This is a genomic window from Escherichia sp. WS1450 (assembly GCF_046487395.1).
In the GTDB taxonomy this organism is placed as follows: Bacteria; Pseudomonadota; Gammaproteobacteria; order Enterobacterales; family Enterobacteriaceae; genus Escherichia; species Escherichia coli.
On the sequence record NZ_JBJQJO010000029.1, the window covers coordinates 1 to 16,700 of the forward strand.

Genomic DNA, 16,700 nt, shown 5'->3' on the forward strand with positions numbered 1-16,700 from the left:
CAGTGCCCGAGGACCGTGAAGAAGAAAAAGATTAATCCAGTGTGAGAGGCTGGTGTGAGAAAGTTGAAAGAGTTTTGCCGTAGAAATGATGCCTGCATGACCAGCCAGGTAGTGATTTACAGCGGCAAGTTTTACTTCAAATGAATGTTTCATAAACTGCACCTTCAGATGTCAGATTATGTCCAACATTTGGGGTGCAGTTCAATTACATCGCATCCGGCACAATCACAGGACGTCAGATCCCATCCCCATATTCAAACGTATGGTTAATACCGTTGAAATGCTGATCCATATCCATTGACGGTTTATCGCTGTCTGGTTTACCGACAATGCGTGCCGGAACGCCAGCGGCGGTGGTATGCGGCGGCACCGGTTGCAGCACCACGGAACCTGCGCCAATCTTCGCGCCGCGCCCAACTTCAATATTGCCGAGAATTTTCGCGCCCGCGCCAATCATCACACCTTCACGAATTTTCGGATGACGGTCGCCACCAGATTTACCCGTACCGCCAAGCGTCACAGATTGCAGAATCGATACGTCGTTTTCAATCACCGCCGTTTCACCCACAACGATGCCCGTGGCGTGGTCAAGCATGATACCGCGGCCAATTTTTGCTGCCGGGTGAATATCAACCTGGAACGTTACAGAAACCTGGTTTTGCAGAAATATTGCCAGTGCGCGGCGGCCCTGATTCCACAGCCAGTGACCGATACGATAGGCCTGCAAGGCATGAAAACCTTTCAGATATAACAAGGGGGTTGAGTATTTATCCACCGCCGGGTCGCGGGTACGCACTGCCTGAATATCACAGGCCGCAGAGGCGATCATTTCCGGGTCGGCGGCGTAGGCTTCTTCCACCACTTCACGGATAGCAATAGCAGGCATAATTGGCGATGACAGCTTGTTCGCCAGCATGTAGCTCAGTGCACTGCCCAGGTTTTCGTGCTTGAGTAGCGTCGCGTGGTAAAAACTGGCCAGCATTGGCTCACAGTCCGCCAGCGTTCTGGCTTCAGCTTTAATATTGTTCCAGACAATTTCCAGTTCTTCACACGACATTGCTTACTCCACACGATGAGATAATGACCGGCCCGTTCTGCGCGGGCCGGGTCATAGAGGTAACAAAGGTTCCCTTGGTTTAGTGGCTGCTGCGCTCGTCCTTGCGTGCACGACCTAATAACGTCAATGCTGCCTCGCGCGCGTTTTTTCCGCAATATAATACTTGATAAATTTCCTCGGTTATTGGCATTTCAACGCCGAAGCGATGCGCCAGTTCGCGGACTTCTTTCGTATTGCGGTAGCCTTCCACCACCTGACCAATCTTCTCCTGCGCGCTTTGTACATCCATGCCCTGACCGAGCATCATGCCAAAACGGCGGTTACGCGACTGGTTGTCGGTACAGGTAAGCACCAGATCGCCCAGCCCCGCCATGCCCATAAAGGTGGCAGGATCGGCACCCAGCGCCGCGCCAAGACGCGACATCTCAGCCAGCCCACGAGTGATCAGCGCCGTACGCGCATTCGCACCAAAACCGATACCGTCGGACATTCCCGCGCCAATGGCAATGACGTTTTTCACCGCGCCGCCAAGCTGCACACCGATGAAATCCGGATTGCTGTAAACGCGGAAACTTTTGCCGCAGTGCAGCAGTTGCTGGAGATCATCAGCAAAGGTCTGGTCGGTAGAGGCCAGCGAAATAGCCGTCGGTAAACCTGCTGCCAGTTCTTTCGCAAACGTTGGGCCAGAGATAACCGCCAGCGGAATGTGATCGCCTAACGCTTCACGCGCCACGTCCTGTAACAGACGCCCGGTTTCCGCTTCCAGACCTTTGGTCGCCCACACCAGCCGCGCATCAGGACGCATCAGCGGTTTAATCTGACGCAGCACTTCACCAAAGACATGGCTGGGTACGACGACGAGAATATTACGGCTGGCTGCCAGCGCAGTGGCGAGATCGCTTTCAAGATGGAGCGTATCGGGAAAAGGCACATCGGGGAGAAACGCGGCGTTACAGCGGTCGCGTTCAAGCGTTGCGATATGTTCAGGGTCATGGCCCCAGAGGACAACCTCGTGGCCATTTCTTGCCAGGGTGATGGCAAGAGCGGTGCCGTACGAGCCGGCACCGATCACAGTCATTGAAGCATTACGTTGGTTCATCAGGCATCCTGATGTTCTTCAGTACCTTCGCCAGCCTGCTGCTGCAAATAGTTCATGAACAGCGCATCGAAGTTAACCGGCGCAAGGTTCAGTTGCGGGAATGTACCGCGGGATACCATGCTGGTGATGCACTCACGAGCATACGGGAACAGAATGTTCGGGCAGTATGCACCCAGGCAATGTGCCATCTGGGTGCCTTCGATACCCGCGATGGAGAAAATACCGCCCTGCTGAACTTCACACAGGAACGCGGTTTCTTCGCCCAGGGAGGCCGTTACGGTAACACGCAGTACCACTTCGTAAACGTCATCTGCCAGTTGAGAAGATGCCGTATCCAGATCAAGTTTAACTTCTGGCTGCCAATCTTTCTGGAAAACGTGCGGCGCGTTCGGCGCTTCGAAAGAAATATCCTTGGTATAAATACGTTGGATCTGGAAAGTCATTTCGGTGTTGTTTTGTTCTGACATGTGTAGAAAACCCTTAAGTGTTGTCCTTAAATACTGCGCAATGTAATGCCAACGTTCACACGTTATTTCAGCAGGGGATCCAGTCCACCACGTGCATCCAATGCATACAAGTCATCACAGCCGCCAATGTGCTGTGCGTCAATAAAAATCTGGGGAACCGTGGTGCGACCGCTGCGTTTGATCATCTCTTCACGCTTAGCGGCGTTGGCATCGATCGGTAACTCCTGAAAACTCACGCCCTTGCTGCTCAGCAGTGCTTTCGCACGATGGCAATACGGGCAGGTTTCTTTGGTATAGATTTCAACATTGGCCATAACTTAGCTCCTGTTTTTTTACCCTGAAAATTTCTTGTTGCAGGGCGGCTGCAAAATGGAGTGTCCCCAGAAGCTTATAACAATAAGTCGCTGGGGGCCTAATTGCAGCTAACGGCCTGCATCATGAAAGACGACAGGTAAATTATTTGCCGCGCACCAGAGGTAAGTTTTCGCCAGCCCAGCCAGCAACGCCCTCTTTCAGCACGAATACTTGCGCAAAACCAGCTTTCGTCAGCGCGTTTGCAGGCTCCTGGCACTGCATGCCAGAACCGTCTACCACGATAACCGGTTTGTCTTTGTGCTTCTCAAGCTCACCAACATTGTTGGCTTTGATTTCGCTCGGCAACAGGTTGATAGAACCTGCGATATGGCCTTTACGGAAGTCATCACGCTGACGTAAATCCACAACCACAGCATCTTCTTTGTTGATCAGACGCGTAGCTTCACCACGAGTAATCACCTTCACTTTCGAGGTCAGGCTCTTAAACGTAGTCACAAGAACCGCCACCAGTAACGCGATCCAGGCGATACTCAGTATGGGATGACGGCCAACAAATTGCATAATTTCTTGCATGGGGGGTAACAACTCCCGACGTAGTGATTAAAAAAACCAGGAAAGGAGTATACCTGCGCGGTGCGGCAAATACAGCCAGCGCGTTAACTGGAATGCAATTTTGCGGGGCGCGACGAAAAAAAAGCGCAAATCTGGCATCGGCTTGCTGCGAGCGGTCGTATATTTTGATCTTCAGAGGCTATTTTATCGATTCAGCTGTAGTAAAATTACGCAAATTTTGACTCTTGAGTATGAGGTTGTCGCAATGTCGGTTTCTAAAAAACCTATGGTACTGGTGATTCTGGATGGCTATGGCTATCGTGAAGAACAGCAGGATAACGCCATTTTTAGTGCTAAAACCCCGGTAATGGATGCACTGTGGGCCAATCGTCCGCATACCCTGATCGACGCTTCCGGTCTGGAAGTCGGTCTGCCTGACCGTCAGATGGGTAACTCCGAAGTAGGCCACGTTAACCTGGGTGCCGGCCGCATCGTGTATCAGGACCTGACTCGTCTGGACGTTGAAATCAAAGATCGCGCTTTCTTCGCTAACCCGGTACTGACTGGCGCGGTAGATAAAGCGAAAAACGCAGGCAAAGCAGTTCACATTATGGGTCTGCTGTCCGCAGGCGGCGTACACAGCCACGAAGATCACATCATGGCGATGGTAGAACTGGCCGCTGAACGCGGCGCAGAAAAAATCTACCTGCACGCATTCCTTGACGGTCGCGACACTCCACCGCGCAGTGCCGAATCCTCGCTGAAAAAATTCGAAGAAAAATTTGCCGCACTGGGCAAAGGCCGCGTAGCGTCCATCATTGGTCGTTACTACGCCATGGACCGCGATAACCGTTGGGATCGCGTTGAAAAAGCTTATGACCTGCTAACTCTGGCGCAGGGTGAGTTCCAGGCCGATACCGCCGTTGCTGGTTTGCAGGCTGCTTATGCTCGCGACGAAAACGACGAATTCGTGAAAGCGACCGTTATCCGTGCAGAAGGTCAGCCAGACGCGGCAATGGAAGACGGCGATGCGCTGATTTTCATGAACTTCCGTGCTGACCGCGCACGTGAAATCACTCGTGCATTCGTGAACGCTGATTTCGATGGCTTCGCGCGTAAGAAAGTGGTTAACGTCGATTTCGTGATGCTGACCGAATACGCCGCTGACATCAAAACTGCGGTTGCTTACCCACCCGCTTCCCTGGTTAACACCTTCGGCGAGTGGATGGCGAAAAACGACAAAACTCAGTTACGTATTTCCGAAACCGAAAAATATGCCCACGTTACTTTCTTCTTCAACGGTGGCGTAGAAGAGTCGTTCAAAGGCGAAGATCGCATTCTGATCAACTCACCGAAAGTGGCTACCTACGATCTGCAACCGGAAATGAGCTCCGCAGAGCTGACCGAAAAACTGGTTGCGGCAATCAAGAGCGGCAAATACGACACCATTATCTGTAACTATCCGAACGGCGACATGGTAGGTCACACCGGGGTGATGGAAGCGGCGGTTAAAGCGGTTGAAGCGCTGGATCACTGCGTGGAAGAAGTCGCGAAAGCAGTTGAGTCCGTGGGTGGACAACTGCTGATCACCGCTGACCACGGTAACGCTGAACAGATGCGCGATCCGGCAACGGGTCAGGCACACACGGCACACACCAACCTGCCAGTTCCGCTGATTTATGTTGGTGATAAGAACGTGAAAGCGGTTGAAGGCGGCAAACTTTCTGACATCGCGCCGACCATGTTGTCGCTGATGGGTATGGAAATCCCGCAAGAGATGACTGGTAAGCCGCTGTTCATCGTGGAATAATCCCTCCCCATGAGGGGAAAGGCGATTAATACCATGACACGGGCCGTGAAACCGCGCAGGTTTGCAATCAGGCCCATCATCTACGCCAGCGTTCTTAGCGCTGGCGTATTGTTGTGCGCCTTTTCCGCCCACGCGGATGAGCGTGACCAACTCAAATCTATTCAGGCCGATATCGCCGCGAAAGAGCGCGCGGTACGCCAAAAGCAACAACAACGCTCCAGCCTGCTTGCTCAGTTGAAAAAGCAGGAAGAAGCGATCTCGGAAGCCACCCGTAAGCTGCGCGAAACGCAAAACACGCTCAATCAACTGAATAAACAGATTGATGAGATGAACGCGTCGATTGCCAAACTGGAGCAGCAAAAAGCCGCCCAGGAGCGCAGCCTCGCCGCACAACTGGATGCCGCATTCCGTCAGGGCGAGCATACCGGTATTCAGCTGATTCTCAGCGGTGAAGAAAGCCAGCGTGGACAGCGTTTACAGGCTTATTTCGGCTATCTCAACCAGGCGCGACAAGAAACCATTGCTCAGTTGAAACAAACGCGTGAAGAAGTCGCTATGCAACGCGCCGAGCTGGAAGAGAAACAGAGCGAGCAACAAACGCTGTTGTATGAGCAGCGCGCCCAACAGGCGAAGCTGACCCAGGCGCTGAACGAGCGTAAAAAGACGCTGGCAGGGCTGGAGTCTTCCATCCAGCAAGGTCAGCAACAGTTGAGCGAGCTGCGCGCCAACGAATCCCGTCTGCGTAACAGCATTGCCCGTGCGGAAGCCGCGGCGAAAGCGCGTGCTGAACGAGAAGCGCGTGAGGCCCAGGCGGTTCGCGACCGCCAGAAAGAAGCGACGCGCAAAGGCACCACCTACAAACCGACCGAAAGCGAAAAATCGCTGATGTCCCGAACTGGTGGCCTGGGTGCGCCGCGTGGTCAGGCATTCTGGCCAGTTCGCGGGCCGACGCTGCATCGCTATGGCGAGCAGCTACAGGGTGAATTACGCTGGAAAGGAATGGTTATCGGTGCCTCTGAAGGTACTGAAGTTAAAGCAATTGCCGACGGTCGGGTGATTCTGGCTGACTGGCTGCAAGGCTACGGTCTGGTGGTGGTGGTTGAGCATGGTAAAGGCGACATGAGTCTTTACGGCTATAATCAGAGCGCACTGGTGAGCGTTGGTTCGCAGGTTCGCGCGGGCCAGCCGATTGCACTGGTGGGCAGCAGTGGCGGTCAGGGTCGGCCTTCACTCTATTTCGAAATTCGCCGCCAGGGTCAGGCGGTCAATCCACAGCCGTGGTTGGGAAGATAAGTTTTGTTTCCATTTCGTCGTAACGTTCTTGCATTTGCCGCTCTGTTGGCGCTCTCCTCCCCCGTAATTGCTGGCAAGCTTGCCATCGTCATTGATGATTTTGGGTATCGCCCGCACAACGAAAACCAGGTGCTGGCGATGCCTTCCGCTATATCCGTCGCTGTATTACCCGATTCACCGCACGCCAGAGAGATGGCGACCAAAGCGCATAACAGCGGTCACGAAGTGTTGATTCATCTACCGATGGCACCACTGAGTAAACAGCCGCTGGAGAAAAATACGCTACGCCCGGAGATGAGCAGCGACGAAATTGAGCGCATTATTCGTAGTGCGGTCAATAACGTGCCCTATGCCGTGGGGATCAACAACCACATGGGCAGCAAGATGACCTCTAACCTGTTTGGTATGCAGAAAGTGATGCAGGCGCTGGAGCGTTACAATCTTTACTTCCTCGACAGCGTAACCATCGGTAATACCCAGGCGATGCGCGCAGCGCAAGGCACTGGCGTGAAGGTGATCAAACGGAAAGTGTTCCTCGACGATTCGCAAAATGAAGCGGACATCCGTGTGCAATTCAATCGCGCAATTGACCTGGCACGTCGCAACGGTTCGACCATTGCCATTGGGCATCCTCACCCTTCCACGGTACGCGTGTTACAACAGATGGTTTATAACCTGCCGCCAGACATTACGCTGGTGAAAGCCAGCAGCTTGCTGAATGAACCGCAGGTTGATACGTCTACACCGCCGAAAAACACTGTGCCCGACACACCGCGTAATCCGTTCCGTGGCGTGAAGCTCTGCAAACCGAAGAAACCGCTGGAACCTGTTTATGCTAATCGCTTCTTTGAAGTATTAAGCGAAAGCATCAGCCAGAGCACGCTGATCGTTTACTTCCAGCATCAGTGGCAAGGCTGGGGCAAACAGCCTGAAGCGGCGAAGCTTAACGCTAGCGTAAATTAAAGGCGCTACGCGTAATGCGATGGTGCGACCGCGTTTTGTCGCGCCATTGCCATAAGCGGAAAGACCACAGTAACGCCTGATAACCCACCTTCACGCTGCGCACATTGGTAATCAGGCGCTTATACATACCGGAAGTAAATATCTCAGCAATCATCCGTTGGCGGGTAATAATATCCGGCTCTTTGCGCACCGCATGGCAAACACGCAATGCTTCGTAAGTTATTTGCTGATGAAATTCCGGATAAATCGTAATTTTGTCGGCATAATTTCGATTTAATTTCTCTAGCAGGCGGGTAATCTTAATATAGTGACGTTGATAATTAAGGTTTTTATTCCCTTGTCTATTCAACCGACTCACTGACGTATTATGCAGATAATATTTATATAACGATTGCTCGGTATATCGCGCACGCAGCGCATTAAACATAAATTCTGTTGTCCAGACAATATCCTGATGATGTAATCCGGCAATAAATTTAATGTTATTTTTAACAATAACATCGCGGCGATAAACCCCCATCCAGACAACGTGAGTCCAACGGCGGGAAGAAAGCCCCATCCGCAACCAATCCGGGCCGGTTAATACGCCGGTTGAGCGAAGGCGATCGGTGGGGATGGATTGCCAGGTTTCTCCCGTTTCACGAAAACACCAGTCAGCGTTGCACTGCGCCACGTCGAGGTCGTCCTCTAACGCCATGGTCATCAGCGTTTCGTACATGGTGGGATACACCTCATCATCAGCATCGACAAAAGCGACATATTTGCCCGTCGCCACCTCGATCCCACGATTACGCGCCACCGATGCGCCAGCATTCGCCTGATGCAACAAACGAACGTGCGGATAGTTTTCTGCGTAATGCTTTGCTATTTCAACAGAATTATCCGTTGAACCATCGTTAATAATAATGATTTCCAGAGCAGTCCAGGTTTGCGTAATTAAAGATTCCATACAAGTGCGGAAATCATCACCCGCATTATATAACGGGATAATAACACTAAGTTTATTGGTGCTGTTCATCATAAATTACCGACAACCTCTGAAGTTATCCTGACGTTTTACAGGCTTTGTATTAAGAAACTATTAAGCCTGTGAGATATTATTTTTACAGGTGAGAGAGTCACTTCAGGGTAGAGAGATAATGAGAACAGCTATATAAGAGATCAGCGCAATTACGAACTCTTTATTACACTGACAGGATTTTACATATTTAACGGATTATCCTCAGGAAAAAGGGCTGGAATACCAGCCCTTGTTTGTGTTAATCCCAGCTCAGGATAACTTTCCCGGACTGGCCCGAACGCATGGCGTCAAAGCCCTTCTGGAAATCATCGATAGAGAAACGATGGGTAATGATCGGCGAGAGATCGAGGCCAGACTGAATCAGCGCCGCCATCTTGTACCAGGTTTCAAACATCTCACGACCGTAAATACCTTTAATGAACAAGCCTTTAAAGATCACTTTGGTCCAGTCGATAGACATATCAGATGGTGGAATACCCAGCATCGCAATACGACCGCCGTGGTTCATGGTGTCGAGCATGGTACGAAACGCTGGCGGCGCACCGGACATTTCCAGACCGACATCAAAGCCTTCGGTCATGCCCAGTTCTGCCATCACATCATTGAGGTTCTCTTTAGCGACGTTAACCGCACGGGTGACACCCATTTTACGCGCCAACTCAAGGCGGTATTCGTTAACATCAGTAATCACCACGTTACGTGCACCAACGTGTTTCGCCACCGCCGCCGCCATAATACCAATCGGGCCTGCACCAGAGACCAGCACATCCTCGCCCACCAGATCAAACGACAGCGCGGTATGCACGGCGTTACCGAAGGGATCAAAAATGGAAGCCAGATCATCGGAGATATTGTCAGGGATTTTGAAAGCGTTGAACGCCGGAATCACCAGATACTCGGCGAAGCAGCCCGGACGGTTAACGCCGACGCCGATCGTGTTGCGGCACAGATGGGTACGACCGCCACGACAGTTGCGACAGTGACCGCAGGTGATATGGCCTTCGCCAGAAACGCGATCGCCAATCTTGAAGCCTTTCACTTCCTGACCAATACCTACCACTTCACCGACATATTCATGGCCCACGACCATCGGCACCGGGATGGTTTTTTGCGACCACTCATCCCAGTTATAGATGTGAACGTCAGTCCCGCAGATGGCTGTTTTACGGATTTTAATCAGCAGATCGTTATGCCCGAGTTCCGGTACAGGAACGTCGGTCATCCAGATGCCCTCTTCCGCTTTCAGTTTGGATAACGCTTTCATCTCACATCCTCAGGCGATAACGCCCAGTTGTTTACCAATACGCGTGAATGCTTCTACTGCACGCGTAATTTGCTCAGGGGTATGCGCCGCAGACATCTGGGTACGAATACGCGCCTGACCTTTCGGAACGACCGGATAGAAGAAACCGGTGACGTAAATGCCCTCTTTTTGCAGCTCACGGGCAAATTTCTGCGCTACTACCGCATCACCAAGCATGACCGGAATAATGGCGTGATCGGCTCCCGCTAGGGTAAAGCCCGCCGCCGACATTTGCTCACGGAACTGACGCGCGTTCGCCCAGAGACGGTCACGCAGCTCGCTACCCGCTTCAACCATCTCCAGCACTTTGATGGAAGCGGCAACAATGGCCGGTGCCAGCGAGTTGGAGAACAGATACGGACGAGAACGCTGGCGCAGCCACTCAACCACTTCTTTGCGCGCCGCGGTATAACCACCAGAAGCCCCGCCCAGCGCTTTACCGAGCGTGCCGGTGATAATATCGACCCGGCCCATCACATCGCAGTATTCATGGGAACCACGACCGTTTTCACCGACAAAACCTACCGCGTGGGAGTCATCTACCATCACCAGGGCATCATATTTATCTGCCAGATCGCAAACGCCTTTCAGATTGGCAATCACGCCGTCCATCGAGAACACACCATCGGTGGCAATCAGCACATGACGCGCACCGGCTTCACGCGCTTCTTTCAGACGTGCTTCCAGCTCCTGCATATCGTTGTTGGCATAACGATAGCGTTTAGCTTTGCACAGACGCACACCATCAATAATAGACGCGTGGTTCAGTGCGTCGGAGATAATGGCGTCTTCCGCGCCCAACAGCGTTTCAAACAGGCCACCGTTAGCATCAAAGCAGGAAGAGTAGAGAATCGCATCTTCCATCCCCAGGAAGGCCGCCAGTTTTTGTTCAAGCTCTTTATGGCTGTCCTGAGTGCCGCAAATAAAACGCACCGAAGCCATGCCGAAACCGTGAGAATCCATTCCCGCCTTTGCCGCCGCAATCAGATCCGGATGATTCGCCAGTCCGAGATAGTTATTGGCACAAAAGTTAATGACGTGGCTTCCATCAGCCACAGTGATATCTGCTTGCTGCGCAGACGTAATAATGCGCTCTTCTTTAAACAACCCTTCCGCCCGTGCGGTTTCCAGATCGTTGGTTAACTGCTGATAAAATTCTCCACGCATTGCGATTCTCCAGACAGGGCAAATTCCAGCACATATTACCCAAACTTATAGGTTGCGACGAGATGACGCGTTAACACTTCTGCAAAATTCAGGATAAATAACGTGAATCTTGATGTCTCTCAACACCTATAGATAGTAGAAAAACTGTACAGTTTTGGCTGGGCATAATGATGAGTGATTTTACTGCATTGATATAAAAAGAAAAAATGATGCCAAAGCATCATTTTTTCCTATCTCAGTTGGCATCAAAACGCTACCCACTAATGGAGGGAAACCTATTTTCTTGAAAGGAAAATTCTCAGCGCCTGCATTTTTGCCCCTAAAGTGTTACTCCTGAAGCAGCGAAACAAATCGAACCATTTTCCTCTCCCCAGATAGTTTAGGTTGAAGAGATCGGAACGTTTGTAATAGCACATGACAAAGATGCCCTGGTCATCGTCTACAATGTTATTGTTTAGGGTTATTTTTTGACTTTCCAGAACTAATTTATAGAATTCTTTCCATTTATGCTGTGAACCAACAATTGCGCCACCAATAATATATACATGATTGCCAATCATGAAATCAAAAGCCTGTTGTTGAGATGTGACAGTAAGCCCTTTTTTTATAGTGAAAAGATGCATCTTATTTTCATCAAATGGGAAATCCCAAATTTTCAATCCTCGAGTTACATTTGGCTTACGGCAATAGCCAAAATCTATCCACGCAACAAGAGGCGTTTTCACTAAGCCCATGTTGATAGCTTTATTTACAAAATAGGCCTTAAGGTTACATACCAAAACATACTCTGGTGACCAGTACTCTGGGTTTTTTAATTGTCGAGGCTCAAGTCTATTTGTAAACGACTCATCTTTTTGAATTTTTTCGATACGACTTCTGATATATCTAAATTTCTTTTTTATATCGATAACGATAACCGTTGTTGGTTTTCCGTTGCGAATCGCTTCAACCCTTGATTTCAAATCGGGAGAAGTGAAAATAATCATCTCATTTTCAAGTGCGGCCAGACGCTCAAAGTAACTAAAATAAACATCAACTGAACGAGCTAGTTTTTCACGGAACCCTTTATTAGCAGTCCAATCCCCTCTACCAATGTCAAAATATGCAGTGATAATTGTGGTGGATGATTTCATTACTAATAAGACCATTAATATAAAAAAAGAATTATATCATAAATATTAACAGAATGTATACTGTATATTATCCATTCAAATGTTTCAGTTATTTATCATACATCGGAATATTGATACTAAAGCACTATTCACGTGCAAATCCAACATCCGCCATGAAGGACTGGCTAAAACCCAAACTAGTTTGTTGCAATTAGCATCCTTGCATCTCTATGTAAAGGGCTGAAGGGATTCGGATGTGATGGTATGATTACAGACATTCGTGTCTGAGATTGTCTCTGACTCCATAATTCGAAGGTTACAGTTATGATCATCGTTACCGGCGGCGCGGGCTTTATCGGCAGCAACATCGTTAAAGCCCTGAATGACAAAGGCATCACCGATATTCTGGTGGTGGACAACCTGAAAGACGGCACCAAGTTTGTGAACCTGGTGGATCTGGATATCGCGGACTATATGGATAAGGAAGACTTCCTGATCCAGATTATGGCTGGCGAAGAGTTCGGCGATGTCGAAGCGATTTTCCACGAAGGCGCGTGCTCTTCCACCACCGAGTGGGACGGCAAATATATGATGGATAACAACTATCAATACTCCAAGGAGCTGCTGCACTACTGCCTTGAGCGCGAAATCCCGTTCCTGTACGCTTCTTCTGCAGCCACTTACGGCGGTCGCACCTCCGACTTTATTGAATCCCGCGAATATGAAAAACCGTTGAATGTCTACGGTTACTCAAAATTCCTGTTTGATGAATATGTTCGCCAAATCCTGCCTGAAGCGAACTCGCAGATTGTTGGCTTCCGCTATTTCAACGTTTATGGACCGCGTGAAGGCCATAAAGGTAGCATGGCGAGCGTCGCTTTCCATCTCAACACTCAGCTTAACAACGGTGAATCACCGAAGCTGTTTGAAGGTAGCGAGAACTTCAAACGTGACTTCGTCTATGTGGGCGACGTAGCAGATGTAAACCTGTGGTTCCTGGAAAATGGCGTTTCCGGTATCTTCAACCTCGGCACCGGTCGTGCAGAATCCTTCCAGGCAGTAGCAGATGCTACGCTTGCTTATCACAAGAAAGGGCAGATCGAATACATTCCGTTCCCGGATAAACTGAAAGGCCGCTATCAGGCGTTCACTCAGGCTGATCTGACAAATCTGCGCGCGGCGGGTTACGACAAACCGTTCAAAACCGTTGCTGAAGGTGTAACGGAATACATGGCCTGGCTGAATCGCGACGCATAAGAGCTCTGCATGAAAATACTGGTGATCGGCCCGTCTTGGGTTGGCGACATGATGATGTCGCAAAGTCTCTATCGCACGCTCCAGGCGCGCTATCCCCAGGCGATAATCGACGTGATGGCACCGGCATGGTGCCGTCCATTATTATCGCGGATGCCGGAAGTTAACGAAGCTATCCCTATGCCTCTCGGTCACGGAGCGCTGGAAATCGGCGAACGCCGCAAACTGGGTCATAGTCTGCGTGAAAAGCGCTACGACCGCGCCTACGTCTTACCCAACTCCTTCAAGTCCGCATTAGTGCCTTTCTTCGCGGGTATTCCTCATCGCACCGGCTGGCGCGGCGAGATGCGCTACGGTTTACTTAACGATGTACGCGTGCTCGATAAAGAAGCCTGGCCGCTAATGGTGGAACGCTATGTCGCGCTGGCCTATGACAAAGGCATTATGCGTACAGCACAAGATCTGCCGCAGCCATTGTTATGGCCGCAGTTGCAGGTGAGCGAAGGTGAAAAATCATATACCTGTAATCAATTTTCGCTTTCATCAGAACGTCCGATGATTGGCTTTTGCCCGGGTGCGGAGTTTGGTCCGGCAAAACGCTGGCCACACTACCACTATGCGGAACTGGCAAAGCAGCTGATTGATGAAGGTTATCAGGTGGTTCTGTTTGGCTCGGCGAAAGATCATGAAGCGGGCAATGAGATTCTTGCCGCTTTGAATACCGAGCAGCAGGCATGGTGCCGGAACCTGGCGGGGGAAACACAGCTTGATCAAGCGGTTATCCTGATTGCAGCCTGTAAAGCCATTGTCACTAACGATTCTGGCCTGATGCACGTTGCGGCGGCGCTCAATCGTCCGCTGGTTGCCCTGTATGGTCCGAGTAGCCCGGACTTCACACCGCCGCTATCCCATAAAGCACGCGTGATCCGCCTGATTACCGGCTATCACAAAGTGCGTAAAGGTGACGCTGCGGAGGGTTATCACCAGAGCTTGATCGACATTACTCCCCAGCGCGCACTGGAAGAACTCAACGCGCTATTGTTACAAGAGGAAGCCTGACGGATGCGGGTTTTGATCGTTAAAACATCGTCGATGGGCGATGTTCTCCATACGTTGCCCGCACTCACTGATGCCCAGCAGGCAATCCCAGGGATTAAGTTTGACTGGGTGGTGGAAGAAGGGTTCGCACAAATTCCTTCCTGGCACGCCGCTGTTGAGCGAGTTATTCCTGTGGCAATACGTCGCTGGCGTAAAGCCTGGTTCTCGGCCCCCATAAAAGCTGAACGGAAAGCGTTTCGTGAAGCGCTACAAGCAGAGAACTATGACGCAGTTATCGACGCTCAGGGGCTGGTAAAAAGCGCGGCGCTGGTGACGCGTCTGGCACATGGCGTAAAGCATGGAATGGACTGGCAAACCGCTCGCGAACCACTGGCAAGCTTGTTTTACAATCGTAAGCATCATATTGCGAAACAGCAGCACGCCGTAGAACGCACCCGCGAACTGTTTGCCAAAAGTCTGGGCTATAGCAAACCGCAAACCCAGGGCGATTATGCTATTGCACAGCATTTCCTGACGAACCTGCCTACAGATGCTGGCGAATATGCCGTATTTCTTCATGCGACGACCCGTGATGATAAACACTGGCCGGAAGAACACTGGCGAGATTTGATTGGTTTACTGGCAGATTCAGGAATACGGATTAAACTTCCGTGGGGCGCGCCGCATGAGGAAGAACGGGCGAAACGACTGGCGGAAGGATTTGCTTATGTTGAAGTATTGCCGAAGATGAGTCTGGAAGGCGTTGCCCGCGTGCTGGCCGGGGCTAAATTTGTAGTGTCGGTGGATACGGGGTTAAGCCATTTAACGGCGGCACTGGATAGACCCAATATCACGGTTTATGGACCTACCGATCCGGGATTAATTGGCGGGTATGGGAAGAATCAAGTAGAGTGTCGTTCTACAAGTATGTCTCTTGCAGATTTGCCAGCTCAAACCGTTTTTCAAAATTTAAATCTTGAAATAATAACCAATAAGTTGACATCGGAGATAAGATGACCTCAACATTATTTTTCTCTCTCGAGAAAAAAAACTGGATAGCGTACTGGAACAGAGCTCTCGTATTCTTATTCATTACCACCTATTTTTTGGGTGGGATTACAAGGTATAAACATCTTATTGTTATTCTTATGACAATAACGACAATCGTCTATCTCTGCAAACGGCCAAAACACTATCTTTCACTATTTAAAACATGTTTTTTTGGTAGTGTTGCCATATTAACTATTGCTGCATTGCTATCACTTCTTCAATCCCCAGATGCAGGTGCTAGCATGAAGGAAATTTTCAAAGCTATCATTGAAAATACTTTACTATGCACAATAGCAATACCGGTCATATTGAGAGACGAGAAAAGAGAAGATGTCGAAAAAATCGTTTTCTTCTCATTTATAAGTGCGTTGGGCTTACGTTGTTTTTCTGAATTGATTGCCTATTATAAGGACTATCAACAAGGGGTAATGCCATTTGCAGATTATAGACACCGTAGCATTTCTGACTCGATGGTCTTTTTATTTCCTGCATTGTTAAATCTCTGGCTTATCAAATCAGCAAAATACCGCATTTCTTTTGCGGTTCTAAGCGTTATTTTTATTTTTCTGATATTAGGAACTTTATCCAGAGGAGCCTGGCTTTCCGTGTTAGTCATTGGATTAATATGGATTCTGATGTTTAAACAATGGAAGTTACTATTAGTAGGAGTAATGGTTTCCATCATTGCATTATCGGTTATTTTCACACATAAGGAGATGACCGCAAATCTAACGTATAAACTTCAACAAACTAATAGTTCTTATCGCTATGCAAATGGTACTCAAGGCAGCGCACTCGATCTAATATTAGAAAATCCTGTTATTGGTTACGGTTACGGTAACGTTGCATATAAAGATGTCTATAATAAACGTGTCGTTGATTATCCAGAATGGACCTTTAGACAATCGATAGGGCCACATAATTTTGCGCTATTCATCTGGTTTGGCACTGGTTTATTAGGGCTGATAAGTCTTATGATGCTATACTGCGCAATATTGAAAGAGTGTATAAAAAATGGCGTCCAGAATAAAAACCGCTCACCATATAATGCATATTATATAATCTTACTATCTTTTATAGGTTATTTTGTTATCCGTGGAAACGTAGAACAAATTGAACCAAATTTATTAGGCGTTTACGCCGGCTTATTATTAGCAATGAAAAACAAGTAAAAAAAATAAAAAAGGCTGCATAATGCG

General features: G+C 49.6%; 17 protein-coding genes. 7 read left to right on the plus strand and 10 right to left on the minus strand.

The window, feature by feature from the left end:
- The 6 genes from ACJHYR_RS23455 to ACJHYR_RS23480 form a co-directional block, all read right to left on the minus strand.
- The coding region (locus ACJHYR_RS23455) for a helix-turn-helix domain-containing protein (RefSeq protein WP_001624254.1) at positions 1-153 on the minus strand (153 nt) is incomplete at its 3' end.
- An 82-nt stretch (positions 154-235) separates the two neighbouring features.
- On the minus strand, positions 236-1,057 hold the full coding sequence (gene cysE, locus ACJHYR_RS23460; RefSeq protein WP_001277561.1) for a serine O-acetyltransferase: 822 nt from the start codon (positions 1,055-1,057) through the stop codon (positions 236-238).
- A 79-nt stretch (positions 1,058-1,136) separates the two neighbouring features.
- Positions 1,137-2,156, minus strand: a complete 1,020-nt coding sequence (gpsA, locus tag ACJHYR_RS23465) for an NAD(P)H-dependent glycerol-3-phosphate dehydrogenase (protein ID WP_001076190.1) — start codon at positions 2,154-2,156, stop codon at positions 1,137-1,139.
- Positions 2,156-2,623 (minus strand): protein-export chaperone SecB, encoded by a 468-nt coding sequence (secB, locus tag ACJHYR_RS23470; RefSeq protein WP_000003377.1) that lies wholly within the window; start codon positions 2,621-2,623, stop codon positions 2,156-2,158. Before secB ends, gpsA begins: the two co-directional genes overlap by 1 nt.
- A 62-nt stretch (positions 2,624-2,685) precedes the next feature.
- Positions 2,686-2,937: a glutaredoxin 3 gene (grxC, locus tag ACJHYR_RS23475; protein ID WP_000024389.1), complete on the minus strand. Its 252-nt coding sequence runs from the start codon at positions 2,935-2,937 to the stop codon at positions 2,686-2,688.
- A gap of 142 nt (positions 2,938-3,079) precedes the next feature.
- Positions 3,080-3,511, minus strand: coding sequence for a rhodanese-like domain-containing protein (locus ACJHYR_RS23480; protein WP_001156181.1), 432 nt, complete (start codon positions 3,509-3,511; stop codon positions 3,080-3,082).
- A 244-nt stretch (positions 3,512-3,755) separates the two neighbouring features.
- Between ACJHYR_RS23480 and gpmM the strand changes: the two genes are divergently transcribed.
- From gpmM to ACJHYR_RS23495, 3 genes are read left to right on the plus strand one after another with little or no spacing between them, the layout of a single operon-like run.
- Positions 3,756-5,300: a 2,3-bisphosphoglycerate-independent phosphoglycerate mutase gene (gpmM, locus tag ACJHYR_RS23485; RefSeq protein WP_000116566.1), complete on the plus strand. Its 1,545-nt coding sequence runs from the start codon at positions 3,756-3,758 to the stop codon at positions 5,298-5,300.
- A gap of 33 nt (positions 5,301-5,333) precedes the next feature.
- The gene (envC, locus tag ACJHYR_RS23490) at positions 5,334-6,593 is read left to right on the plus strand and encodes a murein hydrolase activator EnvC (RefSeq protein WP_000196271.1); all 1,260 of its coding nucleotides are present in this window, start codon (positions 5,334-5,336) and stop codon (positions 6,591-6,593) included.
- Between the two features lie 3 nt (positions 6,594-6,596).
- On the plus strand, positions 6,597-7,556 hold the full coding sequence (locus ACJHYR_RS23495; RefSeq protein WP_000483832.1) for a divergent polysaccharide deacetylase family protein: 960 nt from the start codon (positions 6,597-6,599) through the stop codon (positions 7,554-7,556).
- Here ACJHYR_RS23495 and waaH read toward each other — a convergent pair.
- The 4 genes from waaH to yibB form a co-directional block, all read right to left on the minus strand.
- Positions 7,543-8,577, minus strand: a complete 1,035-nt coding sequence (gene waaH / locus ACJHYR_RS23500; protein ID WP_000982100.1) for a UDP-glucuronate:LPS(HepIII) glycosyltransferase — start codon at positions 8,575-8,577, stop codon at positions 7,543-7,545. The two genes, ACJHYR_RS23495 and waaH, sit on opposite strands and share 14 nt — an antisense overlap.
- Before the next feature lie 238 nt (positions 8,578-8,815).
- Positions 8,816-9,841, minus strand: a complete 1,026-nt coding sequence (gene tdh, locus ACJHYR_RS23505; RefSeq protein WP_000646019.1) for an L-threonine 3-dehydrogenase — start codon at positions 9,839-9,841, stop codon at positions 8,816-8,818.
- Positions 9,842-9,850: 9 nt separating this feature from the next.
- Positions 9,851-11,047, minus strand: a complete 1,197-nt coding sequence (kbl, locus tag ACJHYR_RS23510; RefSeq protein WP_001213834.1) for a glycine C-acetyltransferase — start codon at positions 11,045-11,047, stop codon at positions 9,851-9,853.
- Between the two features lie 275 nt (positions 11,048-11,322).
- The gene (gene yibB / locus ACJHYR_RS23515; RefSeq protein ID WP_000842829.1) at positions 11,323-12,180 is read right to left on the minus strand and encodes a protein YibB; all 858 of its coding nucleotides are present in this window, start codon (positions 12,178-12,180) and stop codon (positions 11,323-11,325) included.
- A gap of 303 nt (positions 12,181-12,483) precedes the next feature.
- Between yibB and rfaD the strand changes: the two genes are divergently transcribed.
- Genes rfaD through rfaL form a run of 4 tightly spaced genes read left to right on the plus strand, consistent with a single transcriptional unit; the run spans position 12,484 to position 16,673 of the window.
- Entirely contained in the window at positions 12,484-13,416 is a 933-nt protein-coding gene (gene rfaD / locus ACJHYR_RS23520) for an ADP-glyceromanno-heptose 6-epimerase (protein WP_000587750.1), read from the plus strand.
- A gap of 9 nt (positions 13,417-13,425) precedes the next feature.
- Positions 13,426-14,472: an ADP-heptose--LPS heptosyltransferase RfaF gene (gene rfaF, locus ACJHYR_RS23525; protein WP_000699227.1), complete on the plus strand. Its 1,047-nt coding sequence runs from the start codon at positions 13,426-13,428 to the stop codon at positions 14,470-14,472.
- A 3-nt stretch (positions 14,473-14,475) separates the two neighbouring features.
- Positions 14,476-15,468: a lipopolysaccharide heptosyltransferase RfaC gene (gene rfaC / locus ACJHYR_RS23530; RefSeq protein WP_001264577.1), complete on the plus strand. Its 993-nt coding sequence runs from the start codon at positions 14,476-14,478 to the stop codon at positions 15,466-15,468.
- A complete protein-coding gene (rfaL, locus tag ACJHYR_RS23535) occupies positions 15,465-16,673 on the plus strand; it encodes an O-antigen ligase RfaL (RefSeq protein ID WP_072837577.1) in 1,209 nt (402 codons plus the stop codon). Before rfaC ends, rfaL begins: the two co-directional genes overlap by 4 nt.
- Positions 16,674-16,700 lie beyond the last annotated feature (27 nt).

What these genes read in the sequence shown, in the direction of transcription:
- tdh (WP_000646019.1), bottom strand. Translation starts at nt 9,841, where the DNA reads ATGAAAGCGTTATCCAAACTGAAAGCGGAAGAGGGCATCTGGATGACC.
- rfaC (WP_001264577.1), top strand. Translation starts at nt 14,476, where the DNA reads ATGCGGGTTTTGATCGTTAAAACATCGTCGATGGGCGATGTTCTCCAT.
- waaH (WP_000982100.1), bottom strand. Translation starts at nt 8,577, where the DNA reads ATGATGAACAGCACCAATAAACTTAGTGTTATTATCCCGTTATATAAT.
- gpmM (WP_000116566.1), top strand. Translation starts at nt 3,756, where the DNA reads ATGTCGGTTTCTAAAAAACCTATGGTACTGGTGATTCTGGATGGCTAT.
- rfaL (WP_072837577.1), top strand. Translation starts at nt 15,465, where the DNA reads ATGACCTCAACATTATTTTTCTCTCTCGAGAAAAAAAACTGGATAGCG.
- secB (WP_000003377.1), bottom strand. Translation starts at nt 2,623, where the DNA reads ATGTCAGAACAAAACAACACCGAAATGACTTTCCAGATCCAACGTATT.
- rfaF (WP_000699227.1), top strand. Translation starts at nt 13,426, where the DNA reads ATGAAAATACTGGTGATCGGCCCGTCTTGGGTTGGCGACATGATGATG.
- kbl (WP_001213834.1), bottom strand. Translation starts at nt 11,047, where the DNA reads ATGCGTGGAGAATTTTATCAGCAGTTAACCAACGATCTGGAAACCGCA.
- ACJHYR_RS23480 (WP_001156181.1), bottom strand. Translation starts at nt 3,511, where the DNA reads ATGCAAGAAATTATGCAATTTGTTGGCCGTCATCCCATACTGAGTATC.
- cysE (WP_001277561.1), bottom strand. Translation starts at nt 1,057, where the DNA reads ATGTCGTGTGAAGAACTGGAAATTGTCTGGAACAATATTAAAGCTGAA.
- gpsA (WP_001076190.1), bottom strand. Translation starts at nt 2,156, where the DNA reads ATGAACCAACGTAATGCTTCAATGACTGTGATCGGTGCCGGCTCGTAC.
- rfaD (WP_000587750.1), top strand. Translation starts at nt 12,484, where the DNA reads ATGATCATCGTTACCGGCGGCGCGGGCTTTATCGGCAGCAACATCGTT.
- grxC (WP_000024389.1), bottom strand. Translation starts at nt 2,937, where the DNA reads ATGGCCAATGTTGAAATCTATACCAAAGAAACCTGCCCGTATTGCCAT.
- envC (WP_000196271.1), top strand. Translation starts at nt 5,334, where the DNA reads ATGACACGGGCCGTGAAACCGCGCAGGTTTGCAATCAGGCCCATCATC.
- yibB (WP_000842829.1), bottom strand. Translation starts at nt 12,180, where the DNA reads ATGAAATCATCCACCACAATTATCACTGCATATTTTGACATTGGTAGA.